Below are 25,851 nucleotides of genomic sequence, written 5' to 3'. Positions count from 1 at the left end.
CGGTCGCTACGCTGACCGACGGCCCGGCCGGGGTCGGTGCGCAGCGCCGGTCCCGGCCCACCCTTCCGCGAGGAGAAATCCACGATGAACACTCGACGGCTGGCGACCACGGGGGTCGCGCTCGTCGCCGCGCTCGGTCTCGGTCTGACCGGGTGCGGCAACCAGACCGGAGCCGACGCTCCAGCCGCCACCGGCGCCTCTTCCGCCGCCCCGGCCGCCAAGGCCGATCCGCTGGCCGAGCTGACCGCCGCCTCGACGAAGCTCAACGAGCAGAGTTCGCGGGTCACCATCAAGTCCGCCGTCCTCAACGGTGGCGGCCTGCTGGACCCGAAGGCGAAGACCGCCGACATGACGTTGGACATGGGCCGCTCCGGCAAGTTCCGGATGGTCACCATCGGCGACGACGCCTGGCTGAAGATCTCCGGGATGTCCGGCATGCCCAACAAGTGGCTGCACATGGACACCACCAAGCTCGGCCCGAACGGCCGGATGAACCTGATGCCGGACGGCGACCCGGGCGGTGCCAAGCAGATGATCAAGGGGGTCACCGAGGTCGAGAAGACCGGCGAGCGCAGCTACGCCGGCACCCTGGACTACACCAAGGCCAAGCCGGACGACGAGAACATCAAGTCGCTCGGCGAGAAGGCCTCGGCGGTGCCCTTCACCGCCAAGACCGACGAGCAGGGCCGGCTGACCGAACTGGTGGTCGACACCAGCGTGCTGCTGCCCGCGCTGGGCAAGATGCGGACCACCTACACCGACTTCGGTGCCGCGGTCGACCCGCAGAAGCCGCCGGCGAGCCAGACCGAGGAGGCTCCGGCGGAGCTGATCAAGTCCTTCGGCGGCTGACGGACGCGACGACCGACGACGGCGGGGCGGCACCGACCGGTGCCGCCCCGCCGCACGTACCGGGCGTCACCGGCCGCGCAGCGGCCGCCCCACCTCGTGCAGGTGCGCCAGCGCCTGCCGGTACGACTCGACCAGCCCGGTCTCCGCGTAACGGACCCCCCGTTCGGCGCAGTACGCCCGCACGATCGGGCGGGCCCGGCGCAGGTTGCCCCGCGGCATGTTCGGGAACAGGTGGTGCTCGATCTGGTAGTTGAGCCCGCCGAGCGCCAGGTCCACCAGCCGGCCGCCCCGGACGTTGCGCGAGGTGAGCACCTGCTTGCGCAGGAAGTCCAGCTCGTCGGCGGCGGTGGGCATCGGCATGCCCTTGTGGTTCGGGGCGAACGCGCAGCCCATGTAGAGCCCCCAGAGCCCCTGGTGGACGGCGATGAAGGCGAGCGCCCGGCCCGGGGACATCACGGTGAACAGCAGGCCCAGGTAGCCGACGGTGTGCGCGCCCAGCAGCAGGATCTCCACCGTCCGGTGCCGCACCGGCGTCCGCCAGCGGCCGTCCGGATCCCGCCCGACCAGCGCCCGGACGGCGGCCACGTGCAGGTTGAACCCCTCCAGCAGCAGCATCGGGAAGAACAGCCACGCCTGCCGCCGGGCGAGCCACCGGCCGACGCCCCGGGTGGCCTCGGCCTGCTCGTACGTCCAGACCAGTGCGCCCGCCCCGACGTCCGGGTCGTCGTCGGTGTGGTTCGGGTTGGCGTGGTGCCGGTTGTGCTTGTCGACCCACCAGCCGTAGCTGAGCCCGACGGCCAGGTTGCCGGCCAGCAGCCCGGTGAGCTCGCTCGGGCCCCGACGGCGGAACATCTGCCGGTGCCCGACGTCGTGGCCGAGGAACGCCACCTGGGTGGTGGCCACCGCCAGCACCACCGCGAGCAGCAGCTGGGCCCAGGAGTCACCGACCACCACCACCGCGGCCCAGCCCGCCACGAAGAAGCCCACCGTCAGCACGACCCGGGCCACGTACCGGCTGGGCCGCCGTTGCAGCAGACCCGCATCGCTGATTCGTCGGGACAACAGCGCGTAGTCACTGCCGCGTCGTGACGGCTGCTCCGCCACGGCTGAAGGCGTCATGTCCGCTCCTCGAATCCTCGGTACGGGCCACGCTCCGGTAGCGGCCCCACCCTCGATCCTGGCACCGATGATTGCGCTGCGTAATCATGTTGGCCCCCGAACAGCGGGTGGGGCTCTCCCTACCTCAGCCCATCCGCCCCACCGCCACCCGCAGCCGCACCAGGTCGCGGCGGCGCCGCTCGTAGGTGGCGGCCAGGGCGATCAGTGCCAGCCCCCCGGCGGCCAGGAAGATCCAGCGGGGCAGCAGGTCCCAGCCCCGGGCCAGCTCGTGCAGGGCCAGCAGGGCCAGCGTCGCCCCGCCGAGCAGGACCGGCGCCTGCCACCGCCGGGTCGCGCCGGCCAGCACCACGCCCAGCGCGGCGGCGCCGAGCAGCAGCCGCCGCCACGGCTGCGGTTCGGGGGCCACCAGCACCGACACCAGGCCGGGCAGCAGCCCGGCGGCGAGGCCCGGGCCGAGGGCGAGCCAACTGGTCAGCCCCGGCCGGGTCCGCAGCGCCACCACGCCGGCAGCGAGCGCCAGCCCGGCCGCCGGGAGGGTGTACGCCTCCAGCAGCAGCACCCGGCCGGCGGCGAGCAGCAGCCAGGCGCCGAGCAGCTCGCTCGACCCGGCGATGCCGGCGAAGAGCCACCGGCGGGCGGTCGACTCCCCGCGCCGCAGCACCCGCAGCGCGACCGCGGCGCCCCAGAGCACGCAGACCGCGGCGGCGTGCCGCGCCGAGGGGGCGGTGAGCAGCAGCGCCACCAGCGCGACCGCCTGGGCCGCCGCCTCCATCGCCGCCCCGACCACCGGAACCCGGCGGGACAGCACCGGCGCGACCAGCAGCACCGTCACCGCCACCGCGAGCACCGCGAAGCCGGCCGTACGCAGCGGCAGCCCCGCCGCGACCGGCGCGGTCACCGCGAGGCCGGTGGTCGCGGCCACCGCCGTCAGGCAGCCCAGCAGCCGGACCTCGGGCCGGCGGCCGGCGGCGCCCACCACCACCGCCGCCACCACCAGCAGGGCCAGCCCGGCCAGGGTGCCGGCCCGGGTGGCCTGCAGGCCGAGGAAGCCGAGCAGGGTCCAGGCCAGCCCGACCGGCGCACCGACCAGCCCGAGCAGGGCCGGCGGGCCGCCCGACCGGCGCGGGCCCGGCGTCGCCGGACCCGGGTCGCCCGGCGCGGCAGGCCGCTCGCCCGATGCCGGAGCCGTTCCGGCCGGCGCAGCCGGGTCGCCCGGACCAGGTTCGGCCAGCGCGACGGCCAGCAACGTCGACACCCCGGTCAGCAGCACCGCCGCCGGGACGACCGGCCACGGCGCGGCGGCCGCCACCAGCAGCACCGGCAGCGCGGCCGCCCCGAACGGCAGCGCGGCCACCACCGACGTGGCGCGGCCGCCGCGGAGCCGCCCGGCCACCAGCGCGGCGGCGACCGCCAGCGCCAGCAGGGCCACCCCGGCGGCCGGCGCGCCGGGGACCGGCTCCACCCCGGGCGCCCCCGACCAGGGCCGGGCCACCCCGTCGTACGGCGAGACGAGCGCCGCCAGGGCGGCCGGCGCGGCGGCGAGCACCGTCAGCCCGGCCAGCCCGACGCCGACCACCCTCACCGCACCGTCGGCCTCCTCCCGCCGGTCGGCGAGGGCCAGCACCAGCACGGCCACGGCGGCGTAGAGCGCCACCGGCTCCCCGCCCGGTACGACCAGCGGTGCCGGCGCGAGTCCGGCGAGCGCCACGGCCAGCGCGGTCGAGGCGTACCCGTCGAGGTCGGGCCGGTGCCGGCGGAGCGCGACGACCGGGGCGAGCAGCAGCGCCGCGGCGGCCAGTCCACCCCGCAGCTGCCACCAGGGCGGCGCCCCGGCGGCGAAGAGCGCGACCACCACCCCGGCCGGTACGGCGAGCAGCGCCACGGCCAGCGCCACCCCGGCGACGCCGCGCTGCACCGCGCTGCCCTGACCGGTCCGCAGCGCCGCCACCGCGCCGGCCGCCGCCACGACGCCGAGCGCCACCAGCAGCCCCACCGGCTCGGCACACCCCACCAGCAGGCCGTGTCCGACCAGGGCGGCGGCGGCCAGCGCACCGACCAGCGCCGTCGGGTTCCGGCACCCCGGCCGGACCGCGACCAGCAGGAGCGCCACGCCGACGACCAGGTCGATGGCGAGCGTCGCCGGCCAGGGCGTGACGGCCACCGCCGGCAGGGCGGCGGCGGTCAGCGCGACCCCGAGCAGCGCCGTCACCGGGCGGGCCGCCCGGGGCAGCAGCACCGCGACGGCGGCGGCGGTCAGCGCGACGGCCACCGGCAGCTGCCACCCCCAGGAGAGCGCCGGACCGGCCGCCCCGGCCCGCCAGGCGGGCAGCGACCGGCTCACCGCGTCGCCGGCCAGCCCCACCGTGATGAGGGCGCCGACCTGGGCGAGGCCGCCCGCGACGACCAGCGCCCCCACCCGCGGCCCGGCGCGGAACCGCTCCGGCAGCAGCCGGACCGCCCCGGCCAGGGCGGCGGCCACCAGGGCGGCCGCCAGCAGCAGGAGCCCGGCGCGCAGCTCGGCCACCGGGCGGAGCAGGGCGGCGGCCAGCAGCGGCACCAGCAGCCCGGCCGCGACCTGCCGGACGATCCGGCCTGCGGCGGCCAGCGCCGCGCCGAGCAGGACCAGCCCCACCAGCAGCATCGGCACGCCGGCCAGCAGCGGCTGCCCACCGGCCCGGCCCACGGCGAGCGGCACCAGCGCGCAGCCGGCGGCGAGCACCGAGGCGCCACCGAGGAAGAGCCAGGCGAGCAGCCGCGCGGCGTCCACCGCGGTCGTGCCCCGCGGCCCGGCGACCGGCCCCCCGCCGGCCGCCGGCCCCCCGGGCCGCGCCCCCACCGCGACGGTCGACCCCCCGCCGACCGTCGCCCCGCTGGCCCCGGTCGGCCCCCCGCCGACCGTCGCCTGACCAGCGACCTCGGTCGGCCCCCCGCCGACCGTCGCCGCCGCGTCGTCGGCCGGGGCCGCGCCGCCGGGCACCGGAGCGGTCCCGGCGGGGCCGACCCCGCGCGGCCCGACCGGCGCCGCGGCGGTCGGGAGCGCCGGTGGCGCCGACCGGTGGCGCAGCGCGACCAGCACCCCGACGTCGAGCAGCGCCGTCCCGAGCAGGGCCAGCGTCCAGCCACTGGCTCCGGGGTAGAGCTCCACCGCCGCCAGCGGCGGCACCGGCTGCACGAGGATCAGCGCCGCGAACCACGGCACCGTCAGCCGGCTGAGCCGGGCGTATCCGGCGGCGACCGCCGCGCCGGCCCCCCCGACCAGCGCGGCGTACCGGGTGCCCGGCCAGCCGGAGACGCCGAACAGGTCGACCGCCCAGGCGGCGTACCCGTCGAGGACGACCAGCAGCAGCCCCACCGCGGCGAACGTCTCCGCGGTGCCGCGCAGTCCGCGCCGCGCCGTGAGCAGCGGCGCGGCCAAGGCGAGCGCGGTGAACGCGGCGAGGATCAGCGCCCGACCGGCCACCCCGACGGCGGCCCAGGCGACGGCGGTGAAGACCACCGCCGCGGTGCCGAGCAGCAGTCCGCCGAGGACGAAGAGCAGGCTCTGCACCGTCCGGGTCGAGGACTCCGGCCGCCCCGGCACCGTCGGCGGCGCCGGGACCGGCGGCCCGAGGACCGGCGGCACCGGCCCGGCGGGGACCGGCACCGGCCCGGAGACCTCGGCGCGGACCCGGGCCGCCAGCTCCGTACGACGTCGTTGCGCCGCGAGCAGCCGGGAGGACAACTCCTGGTACGTCCCGCGCGCCCGCTCCACCTCACGCCCCAGCGCGACGATCTCCCGGCCCAGCCGGATCACCTCGGAGGCGAGCGGGTACGGCGGCCGGTCGCAGCCGGAGCAGCCATGGACCAGGTCGGCCGGCGCGCCGCAGCCGGGGCAGGGGTAGGCGGTGTTCTCCACCCGGCCATCCTCGCCACCGCCGGAGGCCCGGCCCAGAGTGCGCGTACCTAGTCGCGGGTGTTCTCGTGCACCCAGGCCACGTACGCCGGGTCGCCGCACTCCACCCGGCTGACCAGGATCTCCGGCACCTCGTACGGGTGGGTGCCGCGGAGCTGGTCGACCAGCGCGGCCACCCGGTCGGGCGCCGTCTTGAACTGCACCGACCACTCGGTGCTGGTCTCCACCCCGGCACGCCACCAGTAGGTGCTGTCGACCTTCCCGCCGACCTGCGCGCAGGCGGCCAGTCGGCCGGCCACCGCCGCGGCCGCCAGCACGTCCGCGACCGACCGGGCGTCCACCACCGTCGTCACCACGCAGATCTGCTCCACGAGGCGACCCTACGCGGGGTCGGTTCCGGTCCGACCGGGTGCCGCCGGGGCGGCCGGGTCGACGGCGCCGCCGTCACGGTTGGCGGCGATCCACCGGTCGATCCGCGCCCACCAGTCGAAGAGCCAGTCGATGCGTTCCTGCCGCCCGGTCGGCACCTCCTCCGGCGGCACCGACCAGAACCGCATCACGATCCGCTTGTCCATCGGCAGCTCCCGCCAGACGTCGGTGACGGTGAGCATCCGGTCCAGCCCGGTGTGCGCCACGAAGATCACCCCGGCGTCCGGGGCGGCGTCGAGCGCGGCGAGCAGGCCGCCGGGCTGCGGGGCGAGCACGTGCCGCATCCGCTCGGCGCGCAGCGCCATCCGTTCCAGACCCAGCGCGCGCAGCCGGGCGATCGCCCGCAGCCGGCGGCCCGGGGTGAAGTTGCCCCCCTCGGGGAAGATCACGAAGGCGTCGTCGTCGTCGAGGTCCGTGGCGAGGTGGCCGATCTGCCGGACCACCGACTCGCGGCCGTCGGGGCCGGGCGCGATGAACCGGTTGGGCAGCCGGTTGAGCAGCACGTCGATCGCCGGGTCCCACTGGAGGCTCTCCTTGAGCACGATCCGCGGCTCGCGATTGAACCAGTTGACCAGGGCATGGATCAGGATGAACGAGTCACCGGGGCCGGCGTGCCGGCAGACCACCAGCTCCGGCCGGCCGGGCAGGGCGGTGTCCGGGTCGGTGCCGACCACGTCGATGCTCAGCCGCAACGTCCAACGGGCCTGCCAGAAGAGCACCCGGAGGAAGCGGCCGGCGAGCAGGTAGTGGGCGCGCTGGAACACCGGCGCCCGCTTGCGCAGGCCGAAGCCGGAGGCCAGCCAGAGCAGGAAGAGCGCGATCAGCGCGGCCGCGTCCCAGAGCAGGTAGACGCAGCCGATCCAGAGCAGCCGCAACGGGCGCAGCCGGCCGGGGACGAACGGCGAGAGGGCCAGGCCGAGCAGCGCCCAGACCGGCACCGTGGTCACCATCAGCACCGCCAGCAGCACCACCGCCGGGGCAAGCAGCAGCCGGCGCACCCACCACGGTGGCAGCGGCATCAGCGGTCCAGGGTGGCCAGGTAGCGCCGGGAGGCGGTGTAGGCCCGGCTGATCCGCCGCCCCACCGCCGCCAGGTCCCGGTAGGCCCACGGGCTGTCGTCGCGCGGCTCCAGGCCGCCGGTCGGCAGGACGTGCACCTCCACCCCGTCGGGCAGGGCGGCCATCTCCCGGGCGAACCGGTGCCGCCGGGCGATCTCGAACGCCACCTGAGCGATCTCCCAGGGCCGCCGGGGCGGCGTCAGCTCCCGTTCGATCCGGCCCACCTGGAGTACGAAGATCCGCCGCGCGCCCACCGCGACCGCCTCGCCGATCGGGATCGAGTTGACGATCCCGCCGTCGATGTAGTGCTGGTCGTCGATCCGGGCCGGTGGCAGCAGCCCCGGCACCGAGGCGGAGGCGAGCACCGCCGGCACCACCGGGCCACTGTGGAACCAGTGCTCGGCGGCCCGCTCGATGTTCGCCGCGCAGCACCGGAAGGGCACCTTCAGGTCGGCGAAGGTGGTCTCCGCGCCGAGCTCGCTCTCCAGCAGCTTGCGCAGCGGCCGCGGTGAGTGCAGGTGGGTACGGGCGGCGAACCGGCGCAGCTGCCGGGCCACCGAGTCGCCGTACACCTCGCTCGCCTCGGGTGAGGCCCAGAGCCGGACCAGCCGGTCGGTGACCGCCTCGGACGGGTCGGCGGCGACCAGGGCGCCGTTGACCGCCCCGATCGAGGTGCCGAGCACGACGTCGGGGCGGATCCGGGCCCGGAACAGGGCCCGCAGCATGCCCACCTCCACCGCGCCGAGGACTCCCCCGCCGCCGAGCACGAACGCCACCGGACCGCCAGCCATGCCGCTCATCCTGGCATGTCGACGCCGACCGGCCCGGTCGAGCCGCTGGCCGCCGGCCGGCCCTCGCGGTCGGCGAACCGGCGTGCGCGCACGGTGACCGGGAGAGGGGACGGCCGTTGACAGGGCGGACACATTCCCGCAACCTGGCACCACCCCCACCCCAGGCAGGTGCGATCACTGATGGCAGCGCTGCACGCCGGTAGGTTGCTGGCCCGCAGGTACCGGCTCCTGGATCAGATCGGGGCCGGGGGCATGTCGGTCATCTGGCGGGCCCGCGACGAGGTGCTCGACCGGATGATCGCGGTCAAGGTGCTCGCCCCGTCGCTCGCCGCGGACGCCCGGTTCCGGGACATGGTCCGCGCGGAGGCCCGCTCCGCCGCCGCGCTGGTCCACCCGCACGTCACCGCCGTGCACGACTACGGCGAGGCGCTCGCCCCGGACGGCTCGATCACCTCCTTCGTGGTGATGGAGCTGCTCGCCGGCGAGGAGCTGGAACACCGGCTCACCGAGGGGCCGCTGCCCTGGAGCGAGGCGGTCGAGGTGGGTGCCCAGGTGGCCGAGGCGCTGGCCGCCGCGCACCGGCTCGGCATCGTGCACCGGGACATCACCCCGGCCAACGTGATGATGACCCGGGTGGGCGCCAAGGTGCTCGACTTCGGCATCGCCACCCGGATCGGCACGCCGGACAACGACGAGGACGGGGGCACCTTCGGCACCCCGGCGTACGTGGCGCCGGAGCGGCTGGACGGCGCTCCGGCCCAGCCGGCCACCGACGTCTACTCCCTCGGGGTGCTGCTCCACGAGACGCTCACCGGGCAGGTGCCGTACCCGGCGGACACCTGGGAGGAGCTCACCGTGGCGCTGCGCGACGGGGAGCCGCCGTCGCTGGACGGGGTCCCCGGGCTGCCGCCCCCGGTGGCCCGTACCTGCCTGCGCTGCCTGGCCCGTGACCCGCGCGACCGGCCCACCGCCCACCAGGTGGCGGCGGCGCTGCGCGACCAGTTGCTCCCCGGCGACCCGCAGGCCGCGACGATGCTCGCGCCGACGGTCACCCTGCCCGCGCTCGACGCACCGGCGCCCGCGCCGGCCGGGGCGTCGTCGGGCCGGCGTCCCCTGCTGGTGGTGGGCGCGCTGGTGGTGGCGACCACGACCGCCGCCCTGCTCACCCCGGCCCTGCTGCCCGGCGCGGAGTCGCCCCCGGCCGCCCTGCCCACCGGCGGCCCGCGGGTCGAGCTGCCGGTCCCGCCCACCGAGCCGTCCGCCGTCCCGCCGCGGCAGCCGGCCCCCACCACCACCGCCCCGGCGCGGTCGCCGACGCCCCGACCGACCCCGGACGGCGGCCAGGGCGCCGGTGGGCTGGACGAGGCCGCCGAGCGGCTGCGCCGGCTGATCGACGACGGGGTGCGCACCGGCGACATCCGCGACGACGTCGGTCAGGACCTGCGCAACGTGCTGGGCAACCTCACCCGGGACGTCGCCGCGGGCCGGTCCGACCTGGCCGTCCCGGTGGCCGCGCTGCGCCAGAAGGTCACCCGCCGGGTCGACGAGGGGGCCATCACCCCGGCGTACGCGCGGCGGCTCGACGCGGCCGTCGTGGGGCTCGCCGGGGCCCGGGCCTGAGCGGGCCCGGTCAGCGTGCGGCGATCGGCACCGGCTCCCGGGCCGACACCGGCGCGCCGAGGGCGAACCGGCGGTAGACCTCCTCGTAGCCGCTCGTCATCCGCTCGATGGAGAAGTGCTCGCCGACGCGCGCCACGCAGTCCGCCGGGTCCAGCCGCACCGCCTCGCGCAGCGCCGCGGGCAACTCCTCGGCGTGGTCGCGGACCAGCCCGGTCACCCCGTCGAGGACCAGTTCGGGTACGGAGCCGCGGCGCAGCGCCACCACCGGCGTACCCGTCGCCATGGCCTCCAGGATCACCATGCCGAACGGCTCGTCCCACTGGATCGGCATGATCAGACAGCGGGCGTCCAGCAGCAGCCGCAGGGTCGCCGGCCGGTCGGCGTTGAACACCACCGTGACGTCCTCGTCCAGCATCGGCTCGACGACGTCGGTGAAGTAGCGCCGCTCCGCGGGCTCGTTGCACTTGCCAGCCAGCACGAGCGGCAGACCGGCCGCCCGGCAGGCCCGGATCGCCACCTCGGGGCCCTTGTCCGGGCTGAACCGGGCCAGCCACAGCACCGGGCCCCGGCTGGCGACCCGCTTGCGCGGGACGTCCCGCACGTCCATCGCGTTGTGCACGGTCCCCGCCCAGGGCAGGCCCGGGTTCAACCGCCGCTGGGCGTGCGAGATGGCGACCAGCCCGACGCCGTGGTCGGTGTCGCTGAGCACGGCGCCGTACTCCCCCACCGGGTTGCCGTGCACGGTCGCCACGGTCGGCACCGCCCGGCGGCGGGCGACCAGCGGCCCGATGGTGGTGTGGTCGTGTACGACGTCGAAGTCCGCCGCGTTGATCAGGTGGTTCGTCCGGCTCAGGTGGGCCAGCTCGGGCAGCGCCTCACCGAGCCGCTCGTACTGGAGGTCGGCGATGGTGGAGACGAAGTCGGCGGCGGTGCCGTGGTGCCGGCCGGCGCCGAAGAGGGTCACCGCGTGCCCGCGGGCGACCAGGCTGTCCACCAGTCCGTGCACGACCTGCTCCAGCCCCCCGTAGCCGGGGGGCGGCACCGAGAGCCACGGCGGGACCAGCATGGCGATCCGCAGCCGCCGCTCGGGCGGACGCTCCGACGGACGGTGGGTCTCGGCCACGAATCCTCCCCGTTGGTCCCTGGCGAGCGGGATCGGCGGCGATTTCCCCGTCCCGAGGGCGTCAAACGGACATTCGGTCCGTGCTCAGCCGGTGACGACCAGCCGGTCGTCCACCGCCCGTACGCCGGGGGCCGACCAGGCGACCCGCTCCGCCTCGTCCCGGTCGCCCCAGGAGCGGACCGTCCCCCGCAGCACGACGGTGTCGCCGGCCACCTCGGCGGTGATCGCCTCGGTGCCGGCCCGCCGGAGCAGGGCCCGACGCAGGTCGCGGGCGGTCTGTTCGACGCTCGGCGGGGCCGAGGGGACCACGTCGATCAGGTTGGTCACCCCGCGCACGCCGCGCAGCCGGCGCACCTCCCGCTCGGCGGTACGGCGCTGATAGCCGAACTCCACCTCGCCGCGGAGCATCAACCAGCCGTCGGAGACGGTGACGTCGAGTCGTTCGGAGGGCACGAAGCTGTCCCATTCCAGTGCCCGGACGGCGGCCAGGGCGAGTTCGCCGTCGTCCTGGCCGTCGAGGCCGGGCAGGCGTACCTCGATGTCGTCGGCGACCGCGCGGACGCCGCGCACCCGGTGCGCGCAGCGCTGCGCCGCCCACTTGCGGGCGTAGCTGTCCGCCCGGCCGGTGAGGGTGACCACGCCGTCGGCGACGGTCACCCCGATCTCGCTCGGCTGGGCCTGCGGGTCCCAGTCCAGCTCGGCCAGGACGTCGCGCTGGATCTGCGGGTCGGTACGAACGGCCGCTGCCGTGCCCATGGCGTCCCCTCCCGTGCGGTCGGCTCGGTGCCGACGATGGCGGCACGTCGGGTGAGGCCGCCTCACCCGGGCCGGATGAGGAGACGTGGAAAGGGCGGCGGGCGGCGGAGCCAACCCCCTTGGCCCCACCGCCCGCCGCCCTCTCCCAGGAGGAAGGTCTGTCCGTTATGACATCTCGGCGAGCGTGACGGTCGCCGTCGCCTCGGACCCGTTGCGCTGGTAGGTCACCTCGACCCGGTCGCCGACCTTGCCGGCCTGCACCGCGCCGACGAGATCGTTGGAATCGTTGATCACCTTGTCGCCGAACCGGGTGATGACGTCGCCCCGCTGGAGGCCGGCCTTCTCGGCGGCGCTGCCGGGGGCGACCGCGGCGACCAGGGCTCCGCCGTTCTCGGCCGCGTTGACGCTGACCCCGAGGGAGGGGTGGCTGACCTTCTCGCCGCGCTGGAGCTTCTCCGCGACGTCCTTGGCCTTGTTGCTGGGGATGGCGAAGCCGACGCCGATGTTGCCGCTGCTACCCTGCCCGGCGGTGGCGATCGCGGTGTTGATCCCGATCACCTCGCCCCGGGTGTTGACCAGCGCGCCACCGGAGTTGCCCGGGTTGATCGGGGCGTCGGTCTGGAGCAGCCCGGAGATCGAGCTGGCCCCCTGCTGCGGCTGCTGGCCGTTCCCGCCGGCCTGGATGGTCCGGTCGCGGGCGCTGAGGATGCCGGCGGTGACCGACCCCTGCAGGCCCAGCGGGCTGCCCAGGGCGAGGACCTGGTCGCCGACCTGCATGGCGTCGCTGTCGCCGAGCCGGGCGGCCTTCAGGTCGCCGACGCCGCTCACCTTCAGCACCGCCAGGTCGGTCTTCGGGTCGGTGCCGACGATCTTGGCCTGGGCGTTCTTGCCGTTGGCGAAGATCACCCGGACGGTGTCGGCGGGGGCGGTGGCGACGACGTGGTTGTTGGTCAGCACGTAGCCGTCGGCGCTGAGCACCACCCCCGAGCCCTCACCGCTGCCGGTGGCGATCGAGACGACGCTGTCCTGCACGGCCGCGGCGATCTTCGGCAGGTCGGCGCTGTCGATCACCGGGGCTGCCGAGTAGGTGCGGGTGATGCCGCCCGAGCCGCCGTCGACGGCCAGGGCGAGCGCGCCGCCGGCCACGCCGGAGCCGAGCATCAGCGCGAACACCGCCACGCCCGCGCCGACGAACTTGGCGACCCGGCCGGGGCGGGGCGCCGGGCCGGCGGCCCAGGGCGGCGCCGGCGGGCCGGCGTGCTGCGGCGGGAACGGACCACCGGGGCCCTGCGGGGACGGGTAGCCGGCCGGCCAGCCGCCCGGCTGGCCCTGCGGGTACGGGCCGGGCTGCCCGGCGACCGGGTACGGCGGGTGACCCGGGTGGCCGTGCGCACCGCCGACCGGGTACGGCGCGGCGGACGGCTGACCGGGCGCCGGGTAGCCGGCGGCGGAGCTCGGCGCACCCGGCGCGTGGGCAGCGGCGGGCGGGCCGTACGGCGAAGCGGGCGACGGCGGGTGGGGCGCGCCGTACGGCGAAGCGGGCGACGGCGGGTGGGGCGCGCCGGAGGACGGGGCGGCGCCGGCCGGCTCCCCCGCGGTGCCGGCGGCCTCGCCCGGACGGTCGACCGGCGCGGCCGGGAAGGCGGCGGTGCCCTCGGACTCCCCGCGCTCGACGCGGGACAGCTCGGCGGTGGGGTGCGACGGCTCCGCGTCGGGGGCGGCGGGCCGCCGCTGCGGGTCGGTCTCGAACTCGGTCATGGGGCCAGCTTCCCCCGGCGCACTGTCACCAGCCTGGAACCGGCCTGAATGTTTTCTGAAAGTCATTCCCCGTCGCTGCCGTCGTCCGGCAGCAGCGGCAGCCGGACCTGGAAGGTGGCCCCACCGCCCGGCGTCTCGGCGACGCCGACCGTGCCGTGGTGCGCGGCCACCAGCGCCGCGACGATGGCCAGCCCCAGCCCGGTGCTGGTGATGCCGCTGGCCCGGCGGGTCCGCGCCGCGTCGGCCCGGTAGAAGCGCTCGAAGACCCGCTCGGCCTGCTCCGGGCTGAGCCCGGGGCCGGTGTCGGACACCTCCACCACGGCCAGGTTCCCCGGCTCGGCCCGCAGCCGCAGGGTCACCGCCGCGTCGGGTGGGGTGTGGGTGAGCGCGTTGGTCATCAGGTTGCCGATCACCTGGCGCAACCGGGCGTCGTCGCCGTGCACCACCAGCGGGCCGGAGCCGGGCTCGATCTCCAGCTCGATCCGACGGTCCGGGGCGACCACGCGGGCCGCCTGCACCGCGTCGGAGGCCAGCACCGGCAGCTCCACCGGGGCCAGGGAGAGCGGCCGCTCCCGGTCCAGCCGGGCGAGCAGCAGCAGGTCCTCCACCAGCAGGCCCATCCGGGCCGCCTCGTCCTCGATCCGCCGCAGCAGGTCGGCGGTCTGCTCCGGGGAGCGGGCGGCGCCCTGCCGGTACAGCTCGGCGAAGCCGCGGATGGTGGTCAGCGGGGTGCGCAGCTCGTGTGAGGCGTCCGCGACGAACTGCCGCATCCGCTCCTCGGAGCGGCGGGCCCGCGCCTCGGAGACCTGGGCCCCGTACGCCGCGTCGCGGGCGCTCGCCTCCGCCGACCGGGCGGCGGTCTCGGAGGCCGCCCGGGCGGTGAAGGCCGTCTCGATCTGGGCGAGCATCGCGTTCAACGCCCGGGAGAGCCGACCCAGCTCGGAGGTGGCGCAGAGCTGCCCCTCCTCCGGGTCGGGGACCCGCCGGGTCAGGTCACCGCCGGCGATCGCGGCGGCGGTCCGTTCGATCTCCACCAGCGGCTTCAGGCTGGTCCGCACGATCGCGGCGCCCACCGAGGCGAGGAGGATCAGCACCGCCGTGCCGGCCAGCACGTCGATCCAGAGCAGCCGTTTGACGGCCCGGTCCACGTCGGTGAGGTGTTGGCCGATGGCAGCGAGCTGGCCGGTCGGCAGCTGGGTGTAGAGCAGCCGCCAGCGGCTGTGCCCATCGCGGGACGGGACCGTGGACAGCTTGCCGACCCGGGCCGCCAGGCCCTCCTCGGTCCCCGGCCACCTCGGCAGGTCGTCCGGGCGCAGGTCCGGGTTGAAGTAGCCCACCTTGGGCTGACCGTCGACGACCGTCAGCACGACGAACTCGCTGGGCAGGCCGAACTCCGTCGGCCGGCCCTGCTGGAGCAGGTCCACCACTCGAGTGATGGTCCGTTCCGCGAGCCGCAGGTCCCCATCGACCTGAGCGATGAGATAGCTGCGGAGGAAGACGGTGGTCGACGCGCTTATCACCACCAGCGCCCCGGAGACGAGGGCGAGGACGGACGCGACCAGCTTGACCCGGAGCGGGACGCTGCGCAGTCGACCCTTCGCCTGGTGGAGGGTGTTCACGCCGCCGGCTTGCGCAGCACGTACCCGACGCCGCGGAGCGTGTGGATCAGCCGCGGCGGGGTGTTGTCCACCTTGCGGCGCAGGTACGAGATGTAGGACTCGACGATGTTGTCGTCACCCCGGAAGTCGTAGTTCCAGACGTGGTCGAGGATCTGCGCCTTGCTGAGCACCCGGTTGGCGTTGAGCATCAGGTAGCGCAGCAGCTTGAACTCGGTGGGCGAGAGCTGCACCCGCTGGCCGGCCCGGTGCACCTCGTGGGTCTCCTCGTCCAGCTCCAGGTCGGCGAAGGTGAGCCGGGACGGGGCGTGCTCACCGGTGGCCGTACGCCGCAGCACCGCCCTGATCCGGGCGGTCAGCTCCTCCAGGCTGAACGGCTTGGTGACGTAGTCGTCGCCGCCCAGGGTCAGCCCGCGGATCTTGTCGTCGGTGGCGTCCCGGGCGGTCAGGAAGACCACCGGGGTACGGGTGCCGCCCTCGCGGAGCATCCGGATCACCTCGAAGCCGTCCAGGTCGGGCAGCATCACGTCGAGCACGACCAGGTCGGGACGGTGGTCCTTGGCGGCGTGGAGCGCCGCGCTGCCGCTGGTGGCGGTCGCCACGTCGAAACCGGCGAAGCGCAGACTGGCGGAGAGCAGTTCGAGGATGTTGGGGTCGTCCTCGACGACCAGCAGTCGCGCCTCGGTCTGGGTAGCGGCCATGCCGGCAATCATCCGGGACATCGCTGCGGCGGCGCTGGACGCTTCCTGGAAAAAACCTGTGAGCGGCTCAGCGCAGCAGCCGGCGCAGCCCGTCCAGCGCCCCGTCGAGGATCCGGATCGCGGTACGCAGCTGGACGTCGCTGAGCCGCCCGGCCCGGACCAACGCGCCGGCCTCGACGGTGAAGGTGGCCAGCCGCTGATCGAACTCGGTCAGCAAAGGGGACGTGCCTGCTGCGGGCGGCGGGCCGGGCCGCGGCCCGGGGGCGGGCCGGTCCCACCGGGCCGGTCGGGTCTGCCGGGCCGCCTCGCGCAGCTCACGCTTGAGGTCGCGCACCGAGCCGCGCACCTCGGTCCGGATCTCCCCGGCGAGGGTGGAGAGGTCCTCCACCGAGGCGTCGATGTCGGACTCCAGAGTGGTCAGCTCGCCGGCCCGCTGCCGCAGCTCGGCCCGGCCCAGGTCGGTGATCTCGTAGACCTTGCGGCCACCGGCGGCGGTGTGGCTGACCAGCCCGTCGACCTCCAGCCGTTGCAGGCGGGGGTAGATGGTGCCGGCGCTCGGGGCGTACAGGCCGAGGAAACGCTCCTCCAGCAGCCGGATCAGCTCGTAGCCGTGCTTGGGGCCGGCGTCGAGCAGCTTGAGCAGGTAGAGCCGGAGCCGCCCGTGGCTGAACACGGCGGTCACGGCAGCTCCTCCTGGTCGTCGTCCACGGGACGGGCGAGCAGCGCGATGCTGCCCGAGGTCGCGGACGCCCAGAGCCTACCGTCGCCGGTGCCGAGCACCCCCTCGACGTCGCGTACCGCGCCGTGCCCGCTGGACGGCCACATCTGCGCGAAGCCGGTGGTGATCCGGCCGGCCATGGTGTGCAGCCGGACGGCGAGGTCGCTGTCCTCGCGGACCCGGACGGTGATCCCGCCGGAGATGGTGCTGAGCCGGATCTCGCTGCGTCGCGGGTTGTCGAAGTCGCAGGTGATCGAGCCGGAGATGGTCTGGGCGCGGACCGAGGCGGGTGCGCTGTCGGCCAGGATGACCTCACCGGAGACGGTCTCCAGGGTGAGCTCGCCGGCCACTCCCAGCGCCTCCACCGGACCGGAGGTGATCTTCGCGAAGGTCCGGCCGCGGAGCCCCATCAGGGTGATCTGGCCGGAGACCACCTCCACCCGGGTCTCCCCCCGCAGCCCCGAGGCGACCAGCTGCCCGTCGACCAGCCGGAGGGTGGCCAGCACCTGGGCCGGCACGGCGACGGAGACGTCGACGCGGGGCCATCGGGCGAGGGGACCCACCCAGCGCAGCACCTCCGACCAGCGGAACTTCCGCTCCTGCCGGATGCTCAGCCGCCCGCCGTGGTGCTCGATGAGCAGGGGCCGCCGGTCGCCGGCGGCCCGGGTGACGTCGATCCGGGCCGGACCGTCGGTGCCGACCACGTTGAGTCGCCCGCTGAGCAGGCGGACGTCGAGCTCGGTGACCGGGTCGTCCAACGTGAAGCGTCGCGGCTGGTCCACCGTCCAGGTCGTCATGGCGCCCCTCCCTCGCGCGGCCGGGGCCGGACGGCCCACCGCTCGCGAGGAGAGCGTAACGCGATACATCGCGATAGAACAAGACTGTCGCGAGTTCCCGGGTCGGTCAGGCGGCGAGGTCGCGCTCCCCCGCCCCGGGCCGGCCGGAGGTGACCGACGAGGTCGGCCCGAACACCGCCGGCCGGGCCGGTGGCGGAGGCGGCACCGCGCGCGGCGGGACCGTCGCCGCGCGCGGACGGGCCCGCACCGCCGGTGGCGGGACCGGTCGGGCCGGCACCAGGTGCACCGCGGCCTCGGCGGCCCGGGCCAGCAGTCGCCGGTCGGCGTCCCGGGCCGGATGCAGGGCGGCCGTCACCCGGACGGCGACCACCAGGTCACGCCCGGCGAGCACCCGGCGCACCGACTGCCAGAGGTTCTCCTCGCCGAGGAACGCCGCCGCCGTGGTCACCTCCCCCGTGGCGGCCGAGCGGTACTCCAGGCGCAGCGGCACGACCGGCGCCCCGGCGTCGATCGCCGCCTGGAAGACCGCCGGGCGGAAGCCCGGCCCGGTCGGCAGGCGGCCGGCGCGGCGCTGCCGCACCAGGTCGTACCCTCCGGGAAGACCGCGACCGGGTGACCGGCGCGCAGCGCGCCGGCGAGCCGGGCCACCGTCACCGGCAGGTCACGCGGCCGGGAGCGGTCCACGAAGAACGCGCCGCCGGCCCGGGCCAGCAACCCGACCAGCGGCCAGGCCCGGACCTCCCGCTTCGCCAGCAGCCGGGCCGGCGCGACCGCCAGGATCGCGAGGACGTCCAGCCAGGAGACGTGGTTGGCGACCAGCAGCGCCCGCCGGCGGGGCGGGCGCCCGTGGACCTCCAGCCGCACGCCGAGGGCGCGGGCGGTCCCCCGCGCCCAGACCCGCACCACCGCCGCGCGCTCCGCCGCCGGCAGCAGCGCCAACGGCGCGGCCAGACCGGCCCCGGCCAGCAGCATCCCGAGTACGCCGGCCAGCCGCGCCAGCCGCCGGGCCACCGGTACGGCCGGCGCTCGCGCCGGCAGGCAGGCCGGGCCGCAGCCGGAGGTGGGCCGCCACAGCTCGGCGCTCATCCCTCGGCCCCGCCCAGGAAGTGGCGCAGGTAGCGCGGGTTCATCCGGTCCAGGGAGAGGAGCACGTAGAAGTCGGCCACTCCGAAGTCCGGGTCGTACGCCGGTTCGCCGGCGATCCAGGCGCCGAGCCGGAGGTAACCGCGCAGCAGCGGCGGCACCGGCGCTGGCCCGGCGTCGTCCGGCGGCGCGGCGGCGTCCGCCATCGCGCCGGGCTCGGCGAACCAGGGGCGCAGCGGGCGGACCCGCAGCAGCGGCGGCGCCAAATACCCGGACCGGGCCCGGGCCCACACCTCGGCGGCGGCCCGGCCCCCGTCGGCCACCGGCACCGAGGCGCAGCCACCGAGCCAGCCGGAGCCGCTCAGGTGCAGGTAGCGGACGATCCCGGCCCACATCAGGTTGATCACGGCGCCGGAGCGGTGGTCGGGGTGGACGCAGGAGCGGCCCGCCTCCACCAGCCTGTCCCGGAGCGGCTGGAGTGCGGCCAGGTCGAACTCGCCCTCGGCGTACCGGCGGTCGGTGCGCCCGGGCGGCAGCAGCCGGTAGGTGCCGACCACCGCGCCGGTGCGCTCGTCGCGCACGATCAGGTGGTCGCAGTACGGGTCCAGGTCGTCGGCGTCCACCCCGTCACCGCCCGGGCGCAGGGTGGCGCCCAGTTCGGTGGCGAAGACGTCGTGACGCAGGCGTTGCGCGGCCGCGACCTGGGTCGGGTCGTCGGCGATCAGCAGGGTGTATCCGCTGGTCGTCAGGGGTGCGCCAGCGGCGTGCAGAACGGCCATGGCACCTGTGTAGGTGCCCGGGGTTGCCGGTCGCCCGGGGGTGGATGTCGATCCGGTGAACGCCGTCCGGCGGTCCGGCCCGATCCGCCGCTGTGCGAGGCTGCCCCGGCGGATCCGGCGACGACGCCGGGCACGACGGAGGTGCTTCGCATGATCATCGAGTCCCGGTACAACGGGCCGCCCGGCTCGGGCAACGGCGGGTGGAGCGCCGGCGTCTTCGCCGCCGCGTACGGCGGGGACCGGCCGGTCGAGGTGACGCTGCGCCGACCACCGCCGCTGGACACCCCGCTGACCCTGGCCGACGGCGACGTCCTGGACCCGGCCGGGCGGCTCGTCGCCCAGGTGCGCCCGACCGACGACCCGCCCCCGGCGGTCGCCCCGGTGGACCCGGAGACCGCGGCCGCCGCCTCGGCGGCGTATCCCGGGCTGGTGGACCATCCCTTTCCCGGCTGCTACGTCTGCGGCCCGGCGCACCCGGAGGGGCTGCGGATCTTCCCCGGCCGGCTGCCGGACGGCCGGACCGCCGCGGTGTTCCGGGCGCCCGGGCGGGTCGAGCCGGCGACGGTCTGGGCGGCGCTGGACTGCCCCGGCGGCTGGGCGGTCATCGCCCCCGGCCGGCCGTACGTCCTGGGCCGGATCGCCGCGCAGGTCGAGGCGCTCCCGGCCCCCGGCGAGGCGTGCGTGGTGACCGGCCGGACGGTCGGCGGCGAGGGACGCAAGGCGACCGTCCACACCAGCCTGTACGACTCGACCGGCGCGCTGCTCGGCCGGGCCCGGGCCACCTGGATCGCGCTGCCGGAGCCGGCGTCTCGTCCCTGAGGAGGAGTCCTCTCCTGCCCGGGGCGGAGCGGCGGCTGGGGAGCAGGCCCGATTGACCGGCTTGCGCGCCCTTGCCAGGCTGTGCCACGGCGCAGACCGCAACGGCGCCGCACAGCGCGGCGCGTGCAGCGCCGCCGCACGGGAGGAGAACGATGTCCGACGGGCAGTGGAGCCCCAGCACCGGCCAGATCGTCGTGTCCGGACTGACCAAGCAGTACAAGAACGTCCGGGCGGTGGACAACCTGTCCTTCACCGTCGAGCCGGGTCGGGTCACCGGCTTCCTCGGCCCGAACGGGGCCGGTAAGACGACCACCCTGCGCATGCTGCTGAACCTGGTGACCCCGACCAGCGGCGCAGCCACCATCGGCGGCCACCGGTACGCCGACCTGACCGACCCGCTGCGGCACGTCGGCGCGGTCCTGGAGGCCTCCAGCGCGCACAAGGGCCGGACCGGGCGCAACCACCTGCGGGTGATCTGCGCGGCGGCCGGCCTGCCGAAGGGGCGGGCCGACGAGGCGCTGGCCCTGGTCGGGCTGACGCCGGCGGCGACGCGGAAGTTCAAGGGCTACTCGCTGGGCATGAAGCAGCGGCTCGGCATCGCCGCGGCGATGCTCGGCGACCCCCGGGTGCTGATCCTCGACGAGCCGGCCAACGGGCTGGACCCGGAGGGCATCCGGTGGATGCGCGGGTTCCTCAAGAACCTCGCCCAGGAGGGCCGCACGGTGCTGGTCTCCAGCCACCTGCTCTCCGAGATGCAGCTCCTCGCCGACGACGTGGTGATCATCGCGGCCGGCCAGCTGGTCCGGCAGGGCCCGGTGGAGCAGGTGATCGGCTCGATGGCACAGGGCCTCCGGGTGCGGGTCCGCACCCCGCAGGTCGACGAGCTGACCGCCGCGCTGACGGCGCGGTCGGCCACCGTCACCGCGGACGGGCAGGGCGCGCTGATGGTCGACGGGGTGGACGCGCCGACCGTGGGCCGCACCGCGCTGACCGCCGGCGTGGAGCTGCACGAGCTGACCACCGAACGACCCGACCTGGAACGGGTCTTCCTGGAACTGACGGCCGGGAAGGCGGGCATCCGATGAACCTCGTCCGGTCCGAACTGCTCAAGATCCGTACCACCAGCACCTGGTGGCTGCTCGGCATCGGGGCGTTCCTGTCACTCGCCCTGGCCTTCGCGATCAACGCCTGGCTCGCCCACGAGACGCTCTCCGGCAACGCCGAGGACTTCGGGATCACCGGGGAGCAGGCGACGGCCGCCGCGCAGGCGGCCAACCTCTACACCTCGGGCCAGTACCTGGGGCTGCTCTTCGTGATGCTGATCGGCATCCTGATGGTCACCAACGAGTTCTTCCACCAGACGGCGACCACGACCTTCCTGGCCACCCCCAGGCGCACCTCGGTCATCCTGGCCAAGCTCGCCGCGGCGTCCCTGCTGGGCTTCGGGTTCTGGTTGGCCACCACGGTGATCGACCTGGCCGCCGGGGCGATCTTCCTGACCCTCGACGGGCACGGCACCCAGCTCGGCGAGTGGGCGGTGCACCGGGCGCTGCTGCTCAACCTGCTGGCGTACGCGATCTGGACGATCCTCGGGGTGGGCCTCGGCACACTGATTCCCAACCAGCTCGGCGCGGTGATCACCGCCGCGCTGGTCTACCTGATCGGCACCCAGGTGGTGCAGCTGCTGTTCTTCCTGCTCTCCAGCTGGCTGGACAGCGAGGCGGTGGTGAAGTGGCAGGTGGTCTGGCCCGCCGTGGCGTCCCAGGTGATGATCAGCGGGGAGGCCTCCGAGCTGCTGCCCGCCTGGTGGGTGGGCGCCCTCGTGCTGGTCGGCTACGCGCTGGTCAGCGGGGTCGCCGGGGTGCTCATCACCCGGCGGCGCGACATCTCCTGAACCGACCCGCTCCCGCGGGCGCCGACGGCCCGGTGCGGTGGCACGACGCCACCGCACCGGGCCGTCCGGTCATAACAGCAGTCGATCCGGGACGCAGCGTTTGCTGAACTTCTGGCATCTTCTGTGAAACGGACCACCCGACGGAGGCGGAAATGCCGGCGGCATTCCTACGGCGTAGCCTGGGACCCGTCTTCCGCGCGCCGCGCTTCCGGGCGGCGGGGGCCCACCGCGTGACCTAACGAACCCGCGTGAAAGAGGCGATTACCGGCCGTGTCGACCCAGCAGACTTCGCAGGAGAACCCACTGGCGGGTTTCGGCCCGAACGAGTGGATCGTCGAGGAGATGTACCAGCGCTACCTCGCCGACCCATCGAGCGTCGACTCGGCCTGGCACGACTTCTTCGCCGACTACCGACCGGCCCCGGGCGCCGCGACGCCGCGCCCGGCCGAGGAGAAGGCCCCGGCCAAGCCGGCCGCCGCCGAGCCGGCCGGGCAGCAGGAGCCCGCCGCCACGGTGGCCCAGCCGGCGGCCAAGCCGGCCCCGGCGCCCGCACCGGCCGCCGCGCCGAAGGCCGCCCCGGCCAAGCCCGCCGCCAAGGCCGCCCCGGCCAAGCCGGCCGCCAAGGCCGCGGCGCCCGCCGGCGCCGGCACCACCCCGCTGCGCGGCGTGGCCGCCAAGATCGTCCAGAACATGGACGCCTCGCTGGCCGTACCGACCGCCACCAGCGTGCGCGCGGTCCCGGCCAAGCTGCTGGTGGACAACCGCATCGTGATCAACAACCACCTCGCCCGGGGGCGCGGTGGCAAGGTCAGCTTCACCCACCTGATCGGGTACGCGATGGTCCGGGCGCTGGTCGAGCACCCGGAGATGAACAACTCCTTCGCCGAGGTCGACGGCAAGCCGGCGCTGGTCCGCCCGGAGCACGTCAACCTGGGCATCGCGATCGACCTGGCCAAGCCGGACGGCTCCCGCAACCTGGTGGTGCCCTCCATCAAGGGCTGCGAGCAGATGGACTTCCGGCAGTTCTGGCAGGCGTACGAGGACCTGGTCCGGCGTGCCCGCCGCAACGAGCTGACCATGGAGGACCACGGCGGCACCACCATCTCGCTGACCAACCCGGGCGGCATCGGCACGGTGCACTCGATCCCGCGGCTGATGCAGGGGCAGAGCGCCATCATCGGCGTCGGCGCGATGGAGTACCCGGCGCCGTACCAGGGCATGAGCGAGGCCACCCTGGCCGAGCTGGCGGTCAGCAAGATCATCACGCTGACCAGCACCTACGACCACCGGATCATCCAGGGCGCGCAGTCCGGGGAGTTCCTCAAGGTCATGCACGAGCTGCTGCTCGGCGAGCGCGGCTTCTACGACCAGATCTTCACCTCGCTGCGCATCCCGTACGAGCCGGTGCGCTGGGTGCGGGACGTCGCCGTCGACTCCGAGGGTCAGATCAACAAGACCGCGCGGGTGCACGAGCTGATCCACGCGTACCGGGTGCGCGGCCACCTGATGGCCGACACCGACCCGCTCGAGTTCGCCATCCGCAAGCACCCGGACCTGGACGTCCTCCAGCACGGGCTGACCCTGTGGGACCTGGACCGGGTCTTCCCGGTCAACGGCTTCGCCGGCCGGCAGCGGATGAAGCTGCGCGAGATCCTCGGCGTGCTGCGCGACTCGTACTGCCGCCGGGTCGGCATCGAGTACATGCACATCCAGGACCCGGAGGAGCGCCGCTGGATCCAGGAGCGGATCGAGCGCAAGTACGAGAAGCCCGCCCCGGACGAGCAGAAGCACGTGCTCAACCGGCTCAACGCCGCCGAGGCGTTCGAGACCTTCCTCCAGACCAAGTACGTCGGGCAGAAGCGCTTCTCGCTGGAGGGCGGCGAGTCGCTGATCCCGCTGCTCGGCGAGATCCTGGAGTGCTCCGCCGAGGGCGGGCTGGACGAGGTCGTCATCGGCATGGCCCACCGTGGCCGGCTCAACGTGCTGGCCAACATCGTCGGCAAGCCGTACGAGAAGATCTTCTCCGAGTTCGAGGGCCACCTGGACCCGCGCTCGACGCAGGGCTCCGGCGACGTGAAGTACCACCTCGGCCAGAACGGCAAGTTCACCACCCCGGACGGGGACCACGCGGTCAAGGTCTCGGTGGTGGCGAACCCGTCGCACCTGGAGGCCGTGGACCCGGTGCTGGAGGGCATCGTCCGGGCCAAGCAGGACCGGATCGACCTCAAGCTGGAGGGCTACACCGTGCTGCCGCTGGCGGTGCACGGTGACGCCGCCTTCGCCGGCCAGGGCGTGGTCGCCGAGACGCTCAACCTCTCCCAGCTGCGCGGCTACCGCACCGGCGGCACCGTGCACGTGGTGGTCAACAACCAGGTCGGCTTCACCACCGCCCCGGAGTACTCGCGCTCCAGCCTCTACAGCACCGACGTCGCCCGGATGATCCAGGCGCCGATCTTCCACGTCAACGGCGACGACCCCGAGGCCGTGGTCCGGGTCGCCCGGCTGGCCTTCGAGTACCGGCAGGCGTTCAACAAGGACGTCGTGATCGACATGGTCTGCTACCGCCGGCGCGGGCACAACGAGGGCGACGACCCGTCGATGTCCAACCCGGAGATGTACAAGATCATCGACTCGAAGCGCTCGGTGCGGAAGCTCTACACCGAGGAGCTGATCGGGCGGGGTGACATCACCGTGGAGGACGCGGAGGAACTGCTGCGCGACTACCAGGGGCAGCTGGAACGGGTCTTCAAGGCCACCCGGGACGCCGCGACCACCCCGCGCCAGCTGTCCCGGCCGCGCCGCGAGGAGGAGCCGGAGCCGCAGGTGGAGACCGCCACCGACGCCGCCGTGGTCCGCGCGATCGGCGAGGCGCACGTCAAGCTCCCCGAGGGCTTCACCCCGCACAAGCGGATCCAGCAGCTGCTCGACCGGCGGGCCAAGATGTCCGTCGAGGGCAACATCGACTGGGGCTACGGCGAGATCCTCGCGTTCGGCGCGCTGCTGCACGACGGGGTCACCGTCCGGCTCGCCGGCCAGGACTCCCGCCGCGGCACCTTCGTCCAGCGGCACGCCTCGGTGGTGGACGCCCGCACCGGCGACGACTACCTGCCGCTGAAGACGCTCACCGAGGGCGGCGAGCGGTCCCGCTTCTTCGTGCACGACTCGCTGCTCAGCGAGTACGCCGCGATGGGCTTCGAGTACGGCTACTCGGTGGAGAACGTCAACGCGCTGGTCTGCTGGGAGGCCCAGTTCGGCGACTTCGTCAACGGTGCCCAGTCGGTGATCGACGAGTTCATCTCCTCCGGCGAGGTGAAGTGGGGCCAGCGCTCCGCGGTCACCCTGCTGCTGCCGCACGGCCACGAGGGGCAGGGCCCGGACCACACCTCCGGCCGCCCGGAGCGCTTCCTCCAGCTCTGCGCCGAGGACAACATGCGGGTGGCCATCCCGACCACCCCGGCGAACTACTTCCACCTGCTGCGCCGCCAGGCCCTGTCGCCGAAGCGCAAGCCGCTGGTGGTGTTCACGCCGAAGTCGCTGCTGCGGCACAAGCTCTGCATCTCCCAGGTGGAGGACTTCACCACCGGCACCTTCCAGCCGGTGCTGGCCGACACCGCCGCCCCGGCGCCGGAGCAGGTGAAGCGGGTGCTGCTCTGCTCGGGCAAGGTCTACTACGACCTGTTCCAGGCCCGGGCCGAGCGGGGGGTCACCGACACCGCGATCATCCGGATGGAGCAGCTCTACCCGATGCCGGTGGAGGAGATCCGGGCCGCCCTGGCGCAGTACCCCAACGCCGAGGACTTCGCCTGGGTCCAGGAGGAGCCGGCCAACCAGGGCGCCTGGTCGTTCGTCGCGCTCAACCTGCTGGAGCACCTGGCCGACGTCCGGCTGCGCCGCATCTCCCGGCCCGCCGCCGCCGCCCCGGCGGTCGGCTCGGCCAAGATGCACGAGGTCGAGCAGACCGCGCTGATCGAGGCGGCCCTCCCCCGCCCGTGACCTGACCGCACCGCCGAGACCCGGGGCAGCGCCGTCCGAGTGACGGCACTGCCCCG

The 25,851-nt window shown here is 75.0% G+C and carries 19 protein-coding genes and 1 pseudogene; 6 read left to right on the top strand and 14 right to left on the bottom strand.

Annotation, left to right across the window (positions count from 1 at the left end; all coding sequences use genetic code 11):
* Positions 1-84: 84 nt before the first annotated feature.
* Positions 85-849, top strand: a complete 765-nt coding sequence (locus AC5L3Z_RS02830; RefSeq protein WP_494839215.1) for a hypothetical protein — start codon at positions 85-87, stop codon at positions 847-849.
* Between the two features lie 66 nt (positions 850-915).
* Here AC5L3Z_RS02830 and AC5L3Z_RS02825 read toward each other — a convergent pair whose 3' ends face one another.
* The 5 genes from AC5L3Z_RS02825 to AC5L3Z_RS02805 all read right to left on the bottom strand — a co-directional run bounded on the left by AC5L3Z_RS02825 (position 916) and on the right by AC5L3Z_RS02805 (position 8,138).
* A complete protein-coding gene (locus AC5L3Z_RS02825) occupies positions 916-1,968 on the bottom strand; it encodes a fatty acid desaturase family protein (protein ID WP_494839213.1) in 1,053 nt (350 codons plus the stop codon).
* Positions 1,969-2,092: 124 nt separating this feature from the next.
* A complete protein-coding gene (locus tag AC5L3Z_RS02820; protein WP_494839212.1) occupies positions 2,093-5,863 on the bottom strand; it encodes an SCO7613 C-terminal domain-containing membrane protein in 3,771 nt (1,256 codons plus the stop codon).
* Positions 5,864-5,910: 47 nt separating this feature from the next.
* The gene (cutA, locus tag AC5L3Z_RS02815; protein WP_494839210.1) at positions 5,911-6,231 is read right to left on the bottom strand and encodes a divalent-cation tolerance protein CutA; all 321 of its coding nucleotides are present in this window, start codon (positions 6,229-6,231) and stop codon (positions 5,911-5,913) included.
* A 9-nt stretch (positions 6,232-6,240) separates the two neighbouring features.
* Positions 6,241-7,308, bottom strand: a complete 1,068-nt coding sequence (locus tag AC5L3Z_RS02810; RefSeq protein ID WP_494839208.1) for a 1-acyl-sn-glycerol-3-phosphate acyltransferase — start codon at positions 7,306-7,308, stop codon at positions 6,241-6,243.
* Complete coding sequence (locus AC5L3Z_RS02805) at positions 7,308-8,138, bottom strand: patatin-like phospholipase family protein (protein WP_494839206.1); 831 nt, start codon at positions 8,136-8,138, stop codon at positions 7,308-7,310. Before AC5L3Z_RS02805 ends, AC5L3Z_RS02810 begins: the two co-directional genes overlap by 1 nt.
* 180 nt (positions 8,139-8,318) lie before the next feature.
* Here AC5L3Z_RS02805 and AC5L3Z_RS02800 point away from each other — a divergent pair, with 180 nt between their 5' ends.
* Positions 8,319-9,758, top strand: coding sequence for a serine/threonine-protein kinase (locus tag AC5L3Z_RS02800; protein WP_494839204.1), 1,440 nt, complete (start codon positions 8,319-8,321; stop codon positions 9,756-9,758).
* Between the two features lie 10 nt (positions 9,759-9,768).
* On the opposite strand, the gene AC5L3Z_RS02795 is transcribed toward AC5L3Z_RS02800, so the two are convergent.
* The 9 genes and pseudogenes from AC5L3Z_RS02795 to AC5L3Z_RS02755 all read right to left on the bottom strand — a co-directional run bounded on the left by AC5L3Z_RS02795 (position 9,769) and on the right by AC5L3Z_RS02755 (position 19,089).
* Complete coding sequence (locus AC5L3Z_RS02795) at positions 9,769-10,824, bottom strand: glycosyltransferase family 4 protein (protein ID WP_494839589.1); 1,056 nt, start codon at positions 10,822-10,824, stop codon at positions 9,769-9,771.
* A gap of 141 nt (positions 10,825-10,965) precedes the next feature.
* Positions 10,966-11,637: a BON domain-containing protein gene (locus AC5L3Z_RS02790; protein ID WP_494839202.1), complete on the bottom strand. Its 672-nt coding sequence runs from the start codon at positions 11,635-11,637 to the stop codon at positions 10,966-10,968.
* A 165-nt stretch (positions 11,638-11,802) separates the two neighbouring features.
* Positions 11,803-13,395, bottom strand: a complete 1,593-nt coding sequence (locus AC5L3Z_RS02785) for a S1C family serine protease (protein WP_494839200.1) — start codon at positions 13,393-13,395, stop codon at positions 11,803-11,805.
* Positions 13,396-13,457: 62 nt separating this feature from the next.
* Positions 13,458-15,014 carry a sensor histidine kinase gene (locus tag AC5L3Z_RS02780; protein WP_494839198.1) on the bottom strand — a complete coding sequence of 519 codons (1,557 nt, stop codon included), beginning with the start codon at positions 15,012-15,014 and terminating at the stop codon, positions 13,458-13,460.
* Positions 15,011-15,712 (bottom strand): response regulator transcription factor, encoded by a 702-nt coding sequence (locus AC5L3Z_RS02775; RefSeq protein WP_334524305.1) that lies wholly within the window; start codon positions 15,710-15,712, stop codon positions 15,011-15,013. Before AC5L3Z_RS02775 ends, AC5L3Z_RS02780 begins: the two co-directional genes overlap by 4 nt.
* Positions 15,713-15,779: 67 nt before the next feature.
* Entirely contained in the window at positions 15,780-16,394 is a 615-nt protein-coding gene (locus tag AC5L3Z_RS02770) for a PadR family transcriptional regulator (RefSeq protein WP_494839196.1), read from the bottom strand.
* Positions 16,391-17,227 (bottom strand): DUF4097 family beta strand repeat-containing protein, encoded by an 837-nt coding sequence (locus tag AC5L3Z_RS02765; protein ID WP_494839194.1) that lies wholly within the window; start codon positions 17,225-17,227, stop codon positions 16,391-16,393. Before AC5L3Z_RS02765 ends, AC5L3Z_RS02770 begins: the two co-directional genes overlap by 4 nt.
* A 106-nt stretch (positions 17,228-17,333) precedes the next feature.
* Positions 17,334-18,313: pseudogene (locus tag AC5L3Z_RS02760) on the bottom strand (lysophospholipid acyltransferase family protein).
* Positions 18,310-19,089 (bottom strand): GNAT family N-acetyltransferase, encoded by a 780-nt coding sequence (locus tag AC5L3Z_RS02755; protein ID WP_494839193.1) that lies wholly within the window; start codon positions 19,087-19,089, stop codon positions 18,310-18,312. Before AC5L3Z_RS02755 ends, AC5L3Z_RS02760 begins: the two are co-directional and overlap by 4 nt.
* 150 nt (positions 19,090-19,239) lie before the next feature.
* Between AC5L3Z_RS02755 and AC5L3Z_RS02750 the strand changes: the two genes are divergently transcribed.
* The 4 genes from AC5L3Z_RS02750 to AC5L3Z_RS02735 all read left to right on the top strand — a co-directional run bounded on the left by AC5L3Z_RS02750 (position 19,240) and on the right by AC5L3Z_RS02735 (position 25,795).
* The gene (locus AC5L3Z_RS02750) at positions 19,240-19,908 is read left to right on the top strand and encodes a hypothetical protein (RefSeq protein WP_494839192.1); all 669 of its coding nucleotides are present in this window, start codon (positions 19,240-19,242) and stop codon (positions 19,906-19,908) included.
* Between the two features lie 152 nt (positions 19,909-20,060).
* Complete coding sequence (locus AC5L3Z_RS02745; RefSeq protein ID WP_494839191.1) at positions 20,061-20,993, top strand: ABC transporter ATP-binding protein; 933 nt, start codon at positions 20,061-20,063, stop codon at positions 20,991-20,993.
* Complete coding sequence (locus tag AC5L3Z_RS02740) at positions 20,990-21,802, top strand: ABC transporter permease (protein WP_494839189.1); 813 nt, start codon at positions 20,990-20,992, stop codon at positions 21,800-21,802. The genes AC5L3Z_RS02745 and AC5L3Z_RS02740 overlap by 4 nt, the downstream gene beginning before the upstream one ends.
* A 270-nt stretch (positions 21,803-22,072) precedes the next feature.
* A complete protein-coding gene (locus AC5L3Z_RS02735) occupies positions 22,073-25,795 on the top strand; it encodes a multifunctional oxoglutarate decarboxylase/oxoglutarate dehydrogenase thiamine pyrophosphate-binding subunit/dihydrolipoyllysine-residue succinyltransferase subunit (protein WP_494839188.1) in 3,723 nt (1,240 codons plus the stop codon).
* Positions 25,796-25,851: the final 56 nt, after the last annotated feature.

This window comes from Micromonospora sp. LZ37 (assembly GCF_059359015.1).
Note: the sequence above shows the minus strand (reverse complement) of the source record. Positions and strands in the feature narration are given on the sequence as shown.